Source organism: Serratia sp. X3, from assembly GCF_014982455.1.
GTDB classification, from domain to species: Bacteria; Pseudomonadota; Gammaproteobacteria; order Enterobacterales; family Enterobacteriaceae; genus Serratia; species Serratia ureilytica.
Map to the genome: position 1 here is coordinate 75,223 of NZ_JADCNB010000008.1, position 16,223 is coordinate 91,445.

Here is a 16,223-nt window from a genome sequence, read left to right on the forward strand (position 1 = left end):
GTGGGGTGAAGGCGCATTGGCCTGACGCCTGAAATATTAACAGGGTATTTTAACAGATGGAGCGGAAATTTCATTTCCTCAAAAAGCGATTTATTCGATCGCACATTGCGCGACTTCACAGAAAATGGGCAAAAAAATCCCCTTAAAGCGGCGAAATGGCCTTAAGGGGACGTGAACCTGCTGTCGCTGTCAGTGCGCGCCGCCCGTCTGCGGACGGTACTGGCGCCAGAAACCGATCAGCGTCAGGTATTTTTGTTTCACCTGCTCGATCAGGGCCGCGTCGTCGATTTCCCCCTGTAGCCAGCGGCGCGAAGGTTGGCCGAAAATGGTGCGGCCGACGGCGAAGCCTTTCACCCAGCGCGCATCCGCGGCGGCGGCAAAGCCCGCCTTCAGTACCGCCTCCGGGGAGTCGAGCCCCAGGATCAGCACGCCGCGGCAGTCGGGATCGCAGGCGTCGATTAGCGCGCCGACCCGCTGCCAGTTTTCCGCGCTCAGCGGCGGCAGTTTCCACCAGTCCGGCTGAATGCCCATGTGGTAGAAGTGTTCAATCATCTCCAGGTAATAGCGCTCGTCCTTGTCGGCGTTGCTATCCGGCAGGATCACCTCCAGCAGCAACTCATGGCCGGATTTGCAGCAGCCGCGGTAGACGTCGGCGATCAGCGCATCCTGTTCGCAGCGCAGTTCCGCCGCGTCGTGCGGGTGATAAAACACCAGGCACTTCACCACGTGCTCCTGCGGCCAGTCGATCAGTTGCGAGCCGATATTGCCGTGCTCCAGGCGCAGCGGGCGCGAGCTGGGCAGCTCCACCGGCCGGCCGATCCACCATCCCTGGCCGGTGATCTCGTTCAGCGCCGCCTGCCCGTAGGTGGTGTCGGCCAGAATGCCGCTGTTGCCGTTGAGCCCGGCCTGCGCGGCAGCCTGCCGCGCCGCGGTGAGCAGCAGGGTCTTCAGACGCGGAATGCGTTCCTCGCCGACGCCGGCTTCGCGCGCCATGTCCGCCAGCTGCTTGCGGTGATCGAAGGCGAACACGCACAGTTCTGGCCACTGTTGCTTGCGGGTGGTCACCCGGTGCAGGTGGTTCAGGCGCGCGTCGCGATCCGGGCGCGTGACCTGCTGTTCTCGCTGCAGGTAGTCGTCCAGCTCCCGTTTGGTCGGCATCGCCGGCGCGCAGCCGTGGCGCGAGACCACCAATGCGCCGCAGGCGTTGGCGTAGCGGCAGGCCTGATCCCAACCCTCATCGTTCAGATAGCCGCGCAGCAGACCGGACATAAACGCGTCGCCGGCCCCCAGCACGTTCAGCACCTCCACCCGCACGCCGGCGTGCAGCTTCACCTGCGCCCAGTCGTCGGCGATGTCATCTTCGAACACCGAGCAGCCCTGCGCGCCGCGCTTGCACACCAGCGTGGCCGCGGTCGTCCGGCGCACGTTTTTCAGCGCCGTCAGCGTATCGGTGCTGCCGCCGGCGATATGAAATTCCTCTTCGGTGCCGACGATCAGATCGAAATGGTGCAGCACTTCCTGCAGCTCGCGGGTCACCTGTGCCGATTCCACAAAGCGGGTTTCGCCGTCGCCCAGCGACGTCAGCCCCCACAGTACCGGGCGATAATCGATGTCGAGCGCGGTGCGCAAACCGTGGCGGCGCGCGTACTCCAGCGCCTTCAACACGGCGGCGCGGGTGTTCGGATGCGACAGGTGCGTGCCGGTGATGGCCAGCGCGCGCGCGCTGGCGATGTAGGATTCGTCGATGTCGTCCGGCGTCAGCGCCATGTCCGCGCAGTTTTCACGGTAGAAGATCAGCGGGAAGGTTTCCTGATCCTTGATGCCGAGGATCACCAGGCCGGTTAACCGATGTTTGTCGGTGATCAGACAGCGGGTATCGGCCCCGACGCGCTGCAGCTCTTCGCGCAGAAAGCGGCCCATGTGTTCATCGCCGACGCGGGCCAGCATGCCGGATTTCAACCCCTGAATGGCGGTGCCGTAGGCCACATTGCCGGAAGAGCCGCCGAGGTATTTGGCGAATGTGCCGGCGTCTTCCAGACGCGCGCCGATCTGCTGAGCATAGAAATCGACGGCGATGCGCCCGAGACAAATGACATCAAGCTGTTTTTCTTGTGTAGCCATACCCGTTTCCTTCTGTTTAAGCAAAACTCCGGCGGCGGCCCGAGCGTGGCGCCTTGCAGGAAGCATGGGAACAGTATGAGGAATGAAAATTTCAATTTCAATATGGAATGAAATTTACACCCCAAAAATGTGATGCGTTTAAAACATCGACGGAGGCGTGGGAAAAGGCGATGAATCGGCTGCGCAAGGGCCGCCGAGGCCGAACATAAAAGGGAGGTGAGGGCAGAGGAAAAGGCTGTCAGCCCATGTGCCAACGACTTTTATCGGCCGGTGCGCGGCACGAAGCCCATGAAGGCTTAACCACGAGATGAAACGGGCTTTTCATGCAATATGCGATCTTTATCGCAAAATGAAATGTTTCTTCTGTAATGTGATTTTATGAAAAATATATTTGTTTATAATCGCTTCACGTTTCAGGTTGTCGACTTCGTGAGCAGCGGGCATCGCCTGCTCAAGATAATAGCTGCCGCCGCGTAACACAAACACGGGATTGTCGGCTCGGCGCGAGCCCTTTCCGGGGCGGCCCTCAATCTAAAGGGTGAGTAAATGGGCAAGATCAGGCTAACCATGGCGCAGGCGCTCGTCAGATTTCTCGATAACCAGTATCTGCTGGCCGACGGGGTGGAAACCAAATTCGTTGCGGGCATTTTCGCGATTTTCGGCCACGGCAACGTACTGGGGCTGGGGCAAGCGCTGGAACAGGATAGTGGCGATCTGCGGGTACACCAGGGCCGTAACGAACAGGGGATGGCTCACGCGGCGATCGGCTTCGCCAAGCAGAAATTGCGCCGGCAGATTTACGCCTGTACCTCCTCGGTCGGCCCCGGCGCCGCCAATATGATCACCGCCGCGGCTACCGCCACCGCCAACCGCATCCCTTTATTGCTGCTGCCGGGCGACGTTTACGCTTCCCGCCAGCCGGATCCGGTGCTGCAGCAAATCGAACAGTCTTACGATCTCAGCATCAGCACCAACGACGCGTTCCGCGCGGTGAGCAAGTACTGGGACCGCATCGTGCGGCCGGAACAGCTGATGAGCGCCTGCATCAACGCGATGCGCGTGCTGACCGATCCGGCGGAAACCGGCGCGGTGACGCTGTGTCTGCCGCAGGACGTGCAGGGGGAAGCCTACGACTACCCCGACTATTTCTTCCAAAAACGCGTGCACCGGCTCGATCGCCGCCCGGCGACCGATGGCATGTTGGCGGACGCCTTGGCGCTGCTGACGGCCAAACGCAAACCGCTGCTGGTGTGCGGCGGCGGCGTGAAGTACTCGCAGGCCGGGCGGGCGCTGCGCGAATTCGCCGAGCGCTTCGGCATTCCGTTCGCCGAGACCCAGGCCGGCAAAGGCGCGGTGCCGAGCGATCATGAATTTAACCTCGGCGGCATCGGCGAAACCGGCTGCCTGGCGGCCAACACGCTGGCTCGACAGGCCGATCTGGTGATTGGCGTCGGCACCCGTTACACCGATTTCACCACCTCGTCCAAATGGCTGTTCCAACATCCGGACGTGAGCTTCCTCAATATCAACGTCAGCGCCTTTGACGCCGGCAAGCTCGACGGCGTGCAGGTGCTGGCGGACGCCCGCGAGGGCCTGAGCGAACTGGGTGCGCTGCTGGCGCAGGCTGATTATCGCGCCGGCTGGGGCGACGCCATCGCCGCGGCGCGCGGCGCCCAGCGTGAAGAGACCGAGCGTGTTTACGCGGTGGAATACAGCGGCGCAGGCTTTGTGCCGGAAATAGACGATCACCTCGATCGCGAACGGGTGTTCGCCGAATTTATCGCTCAGACCGACTCGGCGATGACGCAAAGCCGGGTGCTGGGGGTGCTGAACCGCGAGCTGCCGCCGGACAGCGTGATTGTGGCCGCCGCCGGCAGCCTGCCGGGCGACCTGCAGCGGGTGTGGCACAACCATGGCGAGCACGGTTACCACGTGGAATACGGCTACTCCTGCATGGGGTACGAGGTGAACGCCGCATTGGGGGTCAAGCTGGCCGAGCCGCAGCGCGAGGTGTACGCGATGGTGGGCGACGGCGCCTTCATGATGCTCCATTCCGAGCTGGTCACTTCGATTCAGGAAGGCTGCAAGATCAACGTGGTGCTGTTTGACAACATGACTAACGGCTGCATCAACAACCTGCAGATGGAACACGGCATGGACAGTTACACCACCGAATTCCGCTTCCGCAATCCACAGGGCAGCAAGCTCGACGGCAAGTTGGTGCCGGTCGATTTCGCCATGCTGGCGGCGGCTTACGGGTGCAAAACCTATCGCGTCACCACCGAGCAGCAGCTGCTCGACGCGCTGGCCGACGCCCGCAGGCAAACCGTTTCCACGCTGCTCGACATCAAAGTGCTGCCGAAGACCATGGTGCACAAGTACCTCAGCTGGTGGCGCGTGGGGGGCGCTCAGGTGGCCGACAGCGAGAAAATCGTCGCAGTGGCGCGCAAACTGCAGGAAAACATCGATAAGGCGCGCGATTACTGATTCGTTTTCGAACACAACACACTTTCCAGAGGGTAGCGAAAATGACTTTGAACATTGGGGTTATCGGCACCGGTGCCATCGGCCGCGATCATATCCGTCGCTGCAGCAAAGTTTTGCAGGGCGCCCGCGTCGTGGCGGTGAACGACATCAATCGCGACAACGCCGCCAAGGCGGTGAACGATCTGCAGCTGGATGCGCGGGTGTATGACAGCGGCCACGATCTGATCAAGGCCGCCGACGTGCAGGCGGTGCTGGTCACCTCCTGGGGGCCGAGTCACGAAGAATTCGTGCTGGCGGCTATCGCCGCCGGCAAACCGGTGTTCTGCGAGAAACCGCTGGCGGTGACCGCGCAGGGCTGCAAAAACATCGTCGATGCCGAAGCGAAGCACGGCAAGCGGCTGGTGCAGGTCGGCTTTATGCGCCCCTATGACCAGGGCTATCGCGCGCTGAAACAGGTGCTGGCCAGCGGCCAGATCGGCGAACCGCTGATGTTGCACTGCGCGCACCGCAACCCGACGGTCGGCGAGGCTTACACCACCGATATGGCGATCACCGACACCCTGATCCACGAAATCGACGTGCTGCGCTGGCTGCTCGACGACGACTATGTGTCGGTGCAGGTGGTGTTCCCGCGCAAGAGCCCGAAGGCGTTCCCGCATCTGAAAGATCCGCAGATTGTGCTGTTCGAAACCGCCAAAGGCACCCGCATCGACGTCGAGATTTTCGTCAACTGCCAGTACGGCTACGACATTCAGTGTGAAGTGGTGGGGGAAACCGGCATCGCCAAACTGCCGGAGCCGTCCTCGGTGCAGCTGCGCAGCGGCGCCCGCCTGTCGACCGAAATCCTGACCGACTGGAAGGATCGCTTTATCGACGCCTATGACGTCGAGCTGCAGGGGTTCATCAACGACGTGGCCGCGGGCCAACTGACCGGGCCTTCCGCCTGGGACGGCTACGCCGCCGCCGTGACCGCCGACGCCTGCGTGACGGCCCAGCTCAGCGGCGAGATCGTACCGGTGACCCTGCCGGCGCGCCCGGCGTTTTACAACAAGCCATCGGCTTGAACCCTGTACCCACGATTGCAGAGGAGTGACCATGAAGATCGCTTTTGATGTCGACGTTATCCGGGATTTGGGCGTGACCAAAATGGTTCAGCAGGTGGCGGACTGGGGCTATAAGTACATCGAGCAGTCGCCGCACCCGCAGATCAACCCGTTTTACAAGCATCCGAAGGCCAGCCGCGAAATCATGGCGGAGTATAAAAACGCCCTGAAAGCGACCGGCGTGGAGATCTCCTCATTTATCGTGGTGTATCGCTGGTCCGGGCCGGGGGAAGATCGCCGCCAGGCGGCGGTCAAAAACTGGCGACGGATGATCGAAATCGCGGTGGAGATGGGTGTGCAGGTGATCAACACCGAACTGGCCGGTAACCCCAACGAGCCGGAGATCTGCGAGGAGCTGTGGTATCGCTCGATGGAGGAGCTGCTGCCGATCGTCGAGCGTGAGGGCATCCGTATGGAGATCCAGTCGCACCCGTGGGACTTCTGCGAGCTGAGCAACGAAACTGCCGATCTGGTGAAATCGCTGCGCAGCGACCACGTCAAATACCTCTACAGCGTGCCGCACACCTTCTACTACGACAAGGGGCAGGGCGACGTGGCCGGCATGCTGAAGTACGCCGGGGACGATCTTTCCCACGTGCTGATCGCCGACACCATGAACCACACCAAGCGCTGCCGCTATATCGTCAACCCGCCGGGCGTTGACGCTGCGGTGCACCAGCATGTCGGCATCGGCGAAGGCGAGGTGAATTTCGACGCCCTGTTCCAGACGCTGCGCGACATGGAATTCGCCAACCGCAGCTTCAAGGTTGGCGGCGAATCGATCATCTGCACCTCGCTGTTCGGCTATCCGGAAAAGATGCCGAACCAGGCGGTGGCGACCCGAGAGCGCATCGAAAGAGAGCTGTTGGGCAACTAATCTTATTCGGCTCGCCGGCGGCGTTTGCACCGGCGGCCCTCCAAGGACCGAGGCAGACCATGAATAAAGACAACGTGAAATTGGCCATTGCGCCGATCGGCTGGACCAACGACGACATGCCCGATCTGGGCAAGGAAAACACCTTTCAGCAGTGCGTCAGCGAAATGGCGCTGGCCGGCTTCACCGGCAGCGAAGTGGGCAGCAAATATCCGCGCGATCCAGCGGTACTGAAGCCGATGCTGGATATTCGCGGCATCCAGATCTGCAACGCCTGGTTCAGCACCTTTTTCGCCGATGGTCAGAAAGACAAGACCATCGATGAATTTATCAACCACATGAATTTCCTGCATGCCATGGGTGCCAGGGTGATCGGCTGTTCCGAGCAGAGCAAGAGCATTCAGGGCACCACCAAAGGCGTGTTCGAAGAGAAGCCGTACTTCAGCGATGAAGAATGGCGGCGGGTGGCCGACGGTTACAACGAGCTGGCGAAGATCGCCGCCGGCAAAGGCATGCAGGTGTGTCTGCACCACCACATGGGCACCGGCATTCAGACCACCGCCGAAATCGATCGCTACATGAGCATGGTCAACGACGACGTCTACCTGCTGTTCGATACCGGCCACGCCTACTATTCGGAAGGCAGCCAGCAGGCGATGATGGCGATCCTGGAGAAGTATCTGCCGCGCATCAACCACGTCCATCTGAAGGACGTGCGCGATGAGGTGGTGGCGGAAGTGAAGGCCAACAAGCTGAGCTTCCTCGACGGCGTGAAGAAGGGCACCTTCACCGTGCCGGGTGATGGCGTGATCGACTTCAGGCCGGTGTTCAAGCTGCTGGACGAGCGCGGTTACAAGGGATGGATGGTGGTGGAGGCCGAGCAGGATCCGGCGCTGGCCAACCCGTTCGAGTATGCGGTGAAAGCGCGCCGCTATATTCGGGAAGCCGCCGGCATTTAAGCGGTAAGGGCAATAAAACTCGAGGGGCGCTGCCAGCGCCCCTTTTTGATGGCGGCGCGTTAGCCGCCGAGCGTTCGCCAGGTGGCAACCTGGCTGCCCGGCCACGGCGTGGCGGCGTATACGCCACGGGCGATCGCCCGGGCCAGGGTGTCCGCAGCCAGCGCGCCGATCTGCAGCACCGCCAGTTCGCGGCTGCCCTGTACCTCGCGCTGCCCGGTGGACAGGGCGAACACCACGTCGCCGTCAAACGGGCTGTGCAGCGGGCGAATAGCGCGCGCCATGCCGTCTTGCGCCATGATGGCCACCCGTTTCAACTCCACGCGCGTCAGCGCCAGATCGGTGGCGATGCAGGCCAGGGTGGTGTTCTTTCTGCCGCCCTGCGGCTCTTGCACCATCCAGTCTTCGCCCTGAGCGCGCAGTTGCGCCAGCGCCGCCGCGCCGCCGTTGCCGAATTCACCGTCAATTTCATAGGGCGTCGCCCAAAAGGCGCGGGTGCCGGGCGCCACCACCGCTCCCAGGCTGTTCACCGCCACCAGCGCGCCGACGGTAGCGCCGTTGGCGGCGACGATAGACGCCGAACCGAGGCCGCCTTTCAGCTTGCCCATGCCGGTCATGGCGCCGTAGCCGGCGCCGACGGTGCCCAGCGGAAAGTCCAATCCAGCCTTGCCGACCGCGTCGATACCCAACTGGCGATACGGCGGCGTGAGCTGCCAGTTTTTGTCACCGCCGTTGGCCAGATCGTACAGGCAGGCGGTGGGCACGATCGGGGAGACCGGCACGCCGGGCGCTGGGCGCAGCGCGTAGCCTCGGCCCTGTTGCCCCAGCCAGGCCGCGACGCCGTCCGCCGCCGCCAGGCCGTAAACTGAACCGCCGCTGAACGTCAGCGCATCGATGGTTTGCACCAGATTGTCTTCGCCCAGGGCATCGGTTTCCCGGGTGGCGGGGCCGCCGCCGCGCACGTCCACGGCGGCAATCGCCGGGCTGTCCGGCAGGAGCACCGTCGCGCCGGTGCGCACCCGGCTGTCTTGCGCCACGCCGACCTTCAGGCCCGGCACATCGGTAATCAGGTTGCGGGCACCAGGGCGCCCGGTGGCGGAAGTTGGCATAGCGGCACCTAATGGGGTGAGGGGAGAGAACATGCCGGCGGCGGCGGTCAGGCCGGCCAGCGCTTGTAAAAAGGTTCGGCGATTGATGTTAAGGGGCCGGCGCAGTGGCCCCTGCGGGGGGATGAGATCACGCATCTGCGCGTGGCTGCCCGGAGCGCAGACGCGCCATATGGTAGGCATCGACCAGCACGCCGTCGCGCATGGCATAGGCGCGGCTGGTGCCCTCTATCTCGAAGCCGAATTTGCGGTACAGCGCGATGGCCGCCGGATTATCGGTGAACACCGTCAGTTCGATGCGCTCGATGGCCGCCCAGTTGTCGCACAGGTCGATCATCGCCTGCATCAGGCGGCTGCCGACGCCTTTGCCGTGGTAGCGCGGATCGACGCCGATGCCGAAGGTGGCGACGTGGCGGCGGCGAACGCGCTGATTCAGCATCACAACCAACTGGCCGGCAAGCTGCCCGTCGATGATGGCGGCCAGGTTATGCGTGCCCGGTTCGGGATTGGCGAGGCGCTTCTGCCAGGACTCGACGGACGGTAGCGGGAGCTGCAGCGTATCGCGGTAGACGGGCGTCTGAGAATAAAGATGATGCAGGGCCTGCGCATCCGTTGTTTCCACGTGGCGTATCACGATCTCGCTCATCTCGCTGCTCCTGTCGCTTACCGGTTGAATAACCTCTGAATTTATCCGTTTACTGCATTGAGTCAATATTATTTAAACGGGTCAAAAAAAACGCTTTACAGGTGCGAATGATAATGATTATTATTGCGATGCGTTCCGGGGAGGGCATCAACCCTTGATACTCTCGCTGCGAAGGCACGACATTGCTCACATTGCTTCCAGTGTTTACTTAGCCAGCTCGGGTGCTGGCTTTTTTTTTGCCATTTTTCAGCCGTTTCCGCCTTCAACAAATCCGCTGCCTATCCGCCGTTTCATTTCATCGAAATTTTTGAACAGAGGCATGAGTTTTTTACGCTTTCTTATTCTGCTGGCAGGACTAGACTGTAAAAAAACATTGAGGAGAGTTGAATATGATTTATGTACGTAAAGCGGAAGACCGCGGCCACGCCAATCATGGCTGGCTGGATAGCTGGCACACCTTCTCATTTGCCGATTACTACGATCCGAACTTTATGGGGTTCTCGGCGCTGCGGGTGATCAACGAAGATGTGATCGACGCAGGGCAGGGGTTCGGTACTCACCCGCATAAAGACATGGAAATCCTGACCTACGTGCTGAGCGGCACGGTGGAACACCAGGACAGCATGGGCAACAAGGAGCAGATCCAGGCCGGCGAATTCCAGATCATGAGTGCGGGCACCGGCGTGCGTCACTCCGAGTACAACGCCAATCAGGATCGTCCGTTGCACCTGTACCAGATTTGGATCATCCCGGATCAGGTCGGGCTGGAGCCGCGCTACGAACAGCGCATGTTCGACGCGCCGCAGGGCCGTCAGCTGGTGCTGTCGCCGGATGCGCGTGACGGCTCGCTGAAAGTGTTCCAGGACATGACGCTGTCGCGTTGGGCGCTGAATAAAGGTGAGCAGGCAGAATACGCGATCGACGCCGGCCGCCGCATTTGGATCCAGGTGGTGCGCGGCAAGGTCTCGGTCAATGGCCAGGCCGCCGGCATCAGCGACGCGTTTGCGGTGTGGGATGAATCGGCGCTGACGATTCAGGCCGACGAAGAGAGCGAAATTCTGCTGTTCGATCTGCCGCCAGTGTGATTAAGCGGTAAATATCAAGGGCTCACGGTGTGGGCCCTTGAGGTGAGTGATTCGCCTGCCGACGTTGCCTGACTTAACGCCGGCAAAACATATAAAAACAAGGAAAATCAATTTATTGATTTTCGGCTGATCGTCACAAAGGGGGAGAAATCATGCTTTTTCCCCCTTTGTCTGCGTATGAAGGGCTCACGGTGTGAGCCCTTTTTGCGTTGGCCGTCGCATAACCGACAATATCGGCGCGCCGTTTTTTTTGCTAAAATGACTGCCCATTCACGGTTAGTCAGTTCATTGATAATGAAGAAAAAACGGCCGGTACTCCAGGATGTGGCGGACAAGGTGGGCGTGACCAAGATGACGGTGAGCCGTTATCTGCGCAATCCCGACCAGGTTTCCGCCGCCCTGCAGCAAAAAATCGCCGTCGCGCTGGATGAGCTGGGCTACATCCCCAACCGCGCGCCGGACATTCTCTCCAACGCCACCAGCCGGGCGATTGGCGTGCTGTTGCCGTCGCTGACCAACCAGGTGTTCGCCGAAGTGCTGCGCGGCATCGAAAGCGTGACCGACGCGCACAACTACCAGACCATGCTGGCGCACTACGGCTATCTGCCGGAGCGTGAAGAAGAGCGTCTGACCTCGCTGCTGTCTTACAATATCGACGGTTTGATCCTGTCCGAGCGCCACCACACGCCGCGCACCCTGAAGATGATCGAGGTGGCGGGCATTCCGGTGGTAGAGCTGATGGACTGCGTCTCGCCGTGCATCGATCTGGCGGTGGGATTCAACAACTTCGAGGCGGCGCGCCAGATGACGCAGCAAATCATCGCGCACGGCCACCGTCACGTGGTCTACTTCGGCGCCCGTCAGGATGAACGTACCATCATCAAACAACAGGGGTATGAGCAGGCGATGCGTGAATCCGGCCTGGAGCCGTACAGCATCATGACCGCGCGGTCTTCCTCCTATTCCGCCGGCGGCGAGCTGCTGCGCCAGGCGCAGCGCGATTATCCGCAGATCGACAGTATCTTCTGCACCAACGATGACCTGGCGATCGGCGCGGCCTTCGAGTGCCAGCGACAGGGGCTGTCGATCCCGCAGGACATGGCGATCGCCGGTTTCCACGGCCATGACATCGGTCAAGTGATGGTGCCGAAGCTGGCCAGCGTGCTGACCCCGCGCGAACGCATGGGGCAGATCGGCGCCGAGCGCCTGCTGGCCCGGCTGCGCGGCGAAACGGTGTGCCCGCGCATGGTGGACGTCGGTTTCACCGTGATCCCAGGCGGCAGTATCTGAGCCATTTTAACGTTCTGTTTTAACACCCTTTCTTTTTGCTGCGCGCCCTGAGGCGCGCTGGTTATCCCGCCTGTAAGCCCGCCGCTCGTTGCCGACATAAGTTTGATCTCTGTCCCAGAACGCGAATTTTAGCCGCTTACCCGGTTCCGAGGTTTATGTTGTTACCGGTATCATGATACCGGTAACAACGAGTGGGCGGTCATCTTGCTGCAAGACTGAACCTCTGAATCAACAACACCTACAGCTCTTCTTAAACACCGGGAAAGAGCCTAAAAATAAAACAACCGCACGCTTTACGCCTATCGTAAAGAGAGTCGCGATAAAAGGTTGGAGAAAAACTATGCCATTAGTGATTGTTGCAGGCGGCGTAGCGCTGCTGCTGCTGCTGATGATCCGCTTCAAGCTGAACGGCTTTATCTCTCTGGTTCTGGTTGCTCTGGCGGTCGGGATTGCACAGGGGATGCCGGTCGATAAGGTCATCGGCTCCATCAAGGCAGGCGTGGGCGGCACGCTGGGCAGCCTGGCGCTGATCATGGGCTTCGGCGCCATGCTCGGCAAGCTGCTGGCGGACTGCGGCGGCGCACAGCGCATCGCCACCACGCTGATCGACAAGTTCGGCAGAAAACACATTCAATGGGCGGTGGTGCTGACCGGTTTCACCGTCGGCTTCGCGCTGTTCTACGAAGTGGGCTTCGTGCTGTTGCTGCCGCTGGTGTTCACCATCGCCGCCTCCGCGCGCATTCCGCTGCTGTACGTCGGCGTGCCGATGGCCGCCGCGCTGTCGGTAACTCACGGCTTCCTGCCGCCGCACCCGGGCCCGACCGCCATCGCCACCATCTTCCATGCCGACATGGGTAAAACCCTGTTGTACGGCACGCTGCTGGCGATCCCGACGGTGATCCTGGCCGGCCCGGTCTATGCCCGCTTCCTCAAAGGCATCGACAAGCCGGTGCCGGAAGGCCTGTACAACCCGAAAACCTTTACCGATGCGGAGATGCCGAGCTTTGGCGTCAGCGTCGCCACGTCGCTGGTGCCGGTGATCCTGATGGCGCTGCGCGCGGTCGCTGAAATGGTGCTGCCGAAGGGCCACAGCCTGCTGCGCTTCGCCGAGTTCTTCGGTGACCCGGTGATGGCGACCCTGATCGCCGTGCTGATCGCTATCTTCACCTTCGGCCTGAACCGCGGCCGCACCATGGATGAAGTGATGGGCACCATCACCGATTCGATTAAAATCATCGCCATGATGCTGTTGATCATCGGCGGCGGCGGCGCCTTCAAGCAGGTGCTGGTGGACAGCGGCGTCGAGAAGTACATCGCCGGTCTGATGGAAGGCAGCAACGTTTCGCCGATCCTGATGGCCTGGTCGATCGCCGCCGCACTGCGTCTGGCGCTGGGTTCCGCCACCGTGGCGGCAATCACCGCCGGCGGCATCGTGGCGCCGCTGATCGCCACTACCGGCGTCAGCCCTGAGCTGATGGTGATTGCGGTCGGTTCCGGCAGCGTCATCTTCTCGCACGTCAACGATCCGGGTTTCTGGCTGTTCAAGGAGTACTTCAACCTGAGCATCATGGAAACCATCAAATCCTGGTCGGTGCTGGAAACCATCATCTCGGTGTGCGGCCTGGTGGGCTGCCTGCTGCTGGCGACGGTCGTATAATCTTTATCCGGCGCCCTGCGGGGCGTCGGCGTTCCAAAGTATCTTTATCAGTCGGGACGCATTTGGCGCGTTTGCGCCAGTTCCCATAAGGGCATGACACAATGAGCAATCCGCAGAATCACGTATTTATCCTGATGGGCGTGTCCGGCAGCGGCAAATCCGCCGTCGCCAGCGCCGTCGCCCGCGAGGCCGATGCCGCCATGCTGGACGGCGATTATCTGCATCCGCGCGCCAACATCAACAAGATGGCTGCCGGGCATGCGCTGGACGACAACGATCGCGCGCCGTGGCTGGCGGCCTTGAACGACGCCATCTTCGCCATGCAACGCACCAATCCCGTGTCGCTGCTGGTCTGCTCGGCGCTGAAGAAAAGCTATCGCGACCGCCTGCGCGAAGGGAATAGCAACCTGCATTTCCTCTACCTGAAAGGCGACAAGGCGGTGATCGAGGAGCGTCTGAAGCAGCGCAAAGGTCACTTCTTCAAACCGCAGATGCTGGTTTCGCAGTTCGCCACGTTGGAAGAGCCGGGCGAGCAGGAGCCGGATGTGCAAGCGATCGACATCAACCAGCCGCTGGACGGCGTGGTCGCCGATACGCTCGCCTATATTCGCCGCGTTACCGCCCGCTGAGCGCGGGCCGTTGTCGGCGCCGCCAGGCGCCTACAGCTTCATGTAAGCCCGCACGCCGTCCAGGAACATCTGCGTCGACAGCATCACCAGAATCAGCCCCATCAACCGCTCCAGCGCGCTGACGCCTTTGCTGCCCAGCAGGCGCAGGAACAGGTTCGACATCAGCAAAATGGCCGCAGAGAGGCCCCAGGCGATCAACAGCGCCGCCACCAGATGGGGCAGCTGATGCGGATACTGGTGCGACAGCAGCATCAATGCAGCCAGAATCGACGGCCCGGCCACCAGCGGGATCGCCAGCGGCACCAGGAACGGCTCCTCGCCGGCGGACAGCCCGGAGCTGTTTCCTTCCTGAGAGGGGAAAATCATCTTGATGGCGATCAGAAACAGGATGATGCCGCCGGAAATGGAGACGGTTTCGGTGCGCAGGTTGAGGAACGCCAGAATTTTCTCGCCGGCGAACAGGAAGATCAGCATCAGCAGCAGGGCGATCAGCAGCTCGCGGATCAACACCACGCGGCGGCGGCGCGGTTCCAAGTGTTTGAGCACCGACATGAAAATCGGCAGGTTGCCCAGCGGATCCATAATTAAAAACAGCAATACCGTAGCGGAAATCATCTCTGTCATGCTGACCTCGTGATCGGGAAAACGCCTCGGCCTTTTCGGCCGCGTCCTTGCCTATAAGAAGGATTGCTGAGAAATCCCCAGCCATCGAATAAATTCACTTTGCGCCCGCGCCGACATTTTGTAAGGTGAGGAGATATTGCACACAACTCGTTATCACCTAATAAGCCCTTATCCGGGCGGGACACAGATATTATGAAAAACGTTGGTTTCATCGGTTGGCGCGGAATGGTCGGCTCGGTTCTCATGCAACGCATGACGGAAGAGCGCGATTTCGACGCCATTCGCCCGGTCTTTTTCTCCACCTCGCAGCACGGTTCTGCCGCGCCGGCCTTCGGCGGCCAGCAGGGCACGCTGCAGGATGCCTATGACATCGACGCCCTGAGCGCGCTCGATATCATTATTACCTGTCAGGGCGGCGATTATACCAACGAAGTTTATCCTAAGCTGCGCGCCAGCGGTTGGCAGGGTTACTGGATCGACGCGGCCTCGTCGCTGCGCATGCAGGATGACGCCATCATCATCCTGGATCCGGTCAACCACGCGGTGATTCAGCAGGGCCTGGACAAAGGCATCAAAACCTTCGTCGGCGGCAACTGCACCGTCAGCCTGATGCTGATGTCCCTCGGCGGCCTGTTCGCCAACGATCTGGTGGAGTGGGCGTCGGTCGCCACCTACCAGGCGGCCTCCGGCGGCGGCGCGCGCCATATGCGCGAATTGCTGACCCAAATGGGCATGCTGCACGCCGACGTGGCGAAAGAGCTGCAGGATCCGGCCTCCGCCATTTTGGATATCGAGCGCAAGGTGACCGAGGCGACCCGCAGCGGCAAACTGCCGACCGACAACTTCGGCGTGCCGCTGGCCGGCAGCCTGATCCCGTGGATCGACAAGCAGCTCGACAACGGCCAGAGCCGCGAAGAGTGGAAAGGCCAGGCGGAGACCAACAAGATCCTCAATACCGGCAGCGTGATCCCGGTCGACGGTCTGTGCGTGCGCGTCGGCGCGCTGCGCTGCCACAGCCAGGCGTTCACCCTGAAGCTGAAAAAAGACGTGTCGCTGCCGGAAATCGAGCAGATGCTGGCGACGCACAACGACTGGGTGCGCGTGATCCCGAACGACCGCGAGTTGACCATGCGCGAACTGACGCCTGCGGCGGTGACCGGCACGCTGAATACGCCGGTCGGCCGTCTGCGCAAGCTGAATATGGGGCCGGAGTACCTGTCGGCGTTCACCGTGGGCGACCAACTGCTGTGGGGCGCGGCCGAGCCGCTGCGCCGCATGCTGCGTATCCTGCTGTAAACCCATACTTCCTGGGGGCTGAGCGCTTTCAGCCCCCTAACGCTTTATTTTCCGCTTTTTTGTTCGCTGCGCGCCGCGTCGGGCAGCGTTATCGCAAGCCTTGTTTCATTGGGCTGTATCCCGCATCTCTTCTCGTCGGCCGCCGCATGCAGATGCCGTCAGGCTGGCAGTTTTCTTAATGAAGAATTTTCCTCACCAATGCCGAGCAGTTTTTAACAGACATTGGCTATGCTTAACGCAGGGGTGAACGCTTTTTCACCATGACTGAAATATTTCAAAAAATAAGCATAAAGAGCGAAATTCAGGTCGGCAGAGTAAAGATTGGTCAATAACCGACCGCAATCACGCT

General features: G+C 61.1%; 13 protein-coding genes. 9 read left to right on the top strand and 4 right to left on the bottom strand.

Going from position 1 to position 16,223, the window contains the following annotated elements; genetic code table 11:
* Positions 1 to 189: 189 nt before the first annotated feature.
* Positions 190 to 2,121, bottom strand: coding sequence for a 5-dehydro-2-deoxygluconokinase (gene iolC, locus IMX17_RS22050; protein ID WP_046898682.1), 1,932 nt, complete (start codon positions 2,119 to 2,121; stop codon positions 190 to 192).
* Between the two features lie 546 nt (positions 2,122 to 2,667).
* Here iolC and iolD point away from each other — a divergent pair.
* From iolD to iolE, 4 genes are read left to right on the top strand one after another with little or no spacing between them, the layout of a single operon-like run.
* A complete protein-coding gene (gene iolD / locus IMX17_RS22055; protein ID WP_193550237.1) occupies positions 2,668 to 4,608 on the top strand; it encodes a 3D-(3,5/4)-trihydroxycyclohexane-1,2-dione acylhydrolase (decyclizing) in 1,941 nt (646 codons plus the stop codon).
* A gap of 41 nt (positions 4,609 to 4,649) precedes the next feature.
* Positions 4,650 to 5,672 (top strand): Gfo/Idh/MocA family protein, encoded by a 1,023-nt coding sequence (locus tag IMX17_RS22060; protein WP_193550238.1) that lies wholly within the window; start codon positions 4,650 to 4,652, stop codon positions 5,670 to 5,672.
* Between the two features lie 31 nt (positions 5,673 to 5,703).
* Positions 5,704 to 6,588 (top strand): sugar phosphate isomerase/epimerase family protein, encoded by an 885-nt coding sequence (locus IMX17_RS22065; protein WP_193550239.1) that lies wholly within the window; start codon positions 5,704 to 5,706, stop codon positions 6,586 to 6,588.
* 59 nt (positions 6,589 to 6,647) lie between these two features.
* Positions 6,648 to 7,544, top strand: a complete 897-nt coding sequence (iolE, locus tag IMX17_RS22070; RefSeq protein WP_046898686.1) for a myo-inosose-2 dehydratase — start codon at positions 6,648 to 6,650, stop codon at positions 7,542 to 7,544.
* A 59-nt stretch (positions 7,545 to 7,603) separates the two neighbouring features.
* Here iolE and IMX17_RS22075 read toward each other — a convergent pair whose 3' ends face one another.
* Positions 7,604 to 8,785, bottom strand: a complete 1,182-nt coding sequence (locus IMX17_RS22075) for a P1 family peptidase (protein ID WP_182265702.1) — start codon at positions 8,783 to 8,785, stop codon at positions 7,604 to 7,606.
* Complete coding sequence (locus IMX17_RS22080) at positions 8,778 to 9,293, bottom strand: GNAT family N-acetyltransferase (protein WP_046898688.1); 516 nt, start codon at positions 9,291 to 9,293, stop codon at positions 8,778 to 8,780. Before IMX17_RS22080 ends, IMX17_RS22075 begins: the two co-directional genes overlap by 8 nt.
* A gap of 389 nt (positions 9,294 to 9,682) precedes the next feature.
* On the opposite strand from IMX17_RS22080, the gene IMX17_RS22085 reads away from it, so the two are divergent.
* The 4 genes from IMX17_RS22085 to gntK all read left to right on the top strand — a co-directional run bounded on the left by IMX17_RS22085 (position 9,683) and on the right by gntK (position 13,954).
* Positions 9,683 to 10,378, top strand: a complete 696-nt coding sequence (locus IMX17_RS22085) for a pirin family protein (protein ID WP_033651758.1) — start codon at positions 9,683 to 9,685, stop codon at positions 10,376 to 10,378.
* Between the two features lie 294 nt (positions 10,379 to 10,672).
* On the top strand, positions 10,673 to 11,668 hold the full coding sequence (gntR, locus tag IMX17_RS22090; RefSeq protein WP_004930833.1) for a gluconate operon transcriptional repressor GntR: 996 nt from the start codon (positions 10,673 to 10,675) through the stop codon (positions 11,666 to 11,668).
* 340 nt (positions 11,669 to 12,008) lie between these two features.
* Positions 12,009 to 13,325 carry a gluconate transporter gene (gene gntT, locus IMX17_RS22095; RefSeq protein ID WP_004930830.1) on the top strand — a complete coding sequence of 439 codons (1,317 nt, stop codon included), beginning with the start codon at positions 12,009 to 12,011 and terminating at the stop codon, positions 13,323 to 13,325.
* A gap of 101 nt (positions 13,326 to 13,426) precedes the next feature.
* A complete protein-coding gene (gene gntK, locus IMX17_RS22100) occupies positions 13,427 to 13,954 on the top strand; it encodes a gluconokinase (protein ID WP_046687937.1) in 528 nt (175 codons plus the stop codon).
* Between the two features lie 30 nt (positions 13,955 to 13,984).
* Here the strand turns inward: gntK and IMX17_RS22105 are convergent, their stop codons facing one another.
* Positions 13,985 to 14,578: a YhgN family NAAT transporter gene (locus IMX17_RS22105; protein ID WP_025159894.1), complete on the bottom strand. Its 594-nt coding sequence runs from the start codon at positions 14,576 to 14,578 to the stop codon at positions 13,985 to 13,987.
* Positions 14,579 to 14,770: 192 nt separating this feature from the next.
* Between IMX17_RS22105 and asd the strand changes: the two genes are divergently transcribed.
* A complete protein-coding gene (asd, locus tag IMX17_RS22110) occupies positions 14,771 to 15,874 on the top strand; it encodes an aspartate-semialdehyde dehydrogenase (protein WP_016930397.1) in 1,104 nt (367 codons plus the stop codon).
* The last annotated feature ends 349 nt before the right edge of the window (positions 15,875 to 16,223 follow it).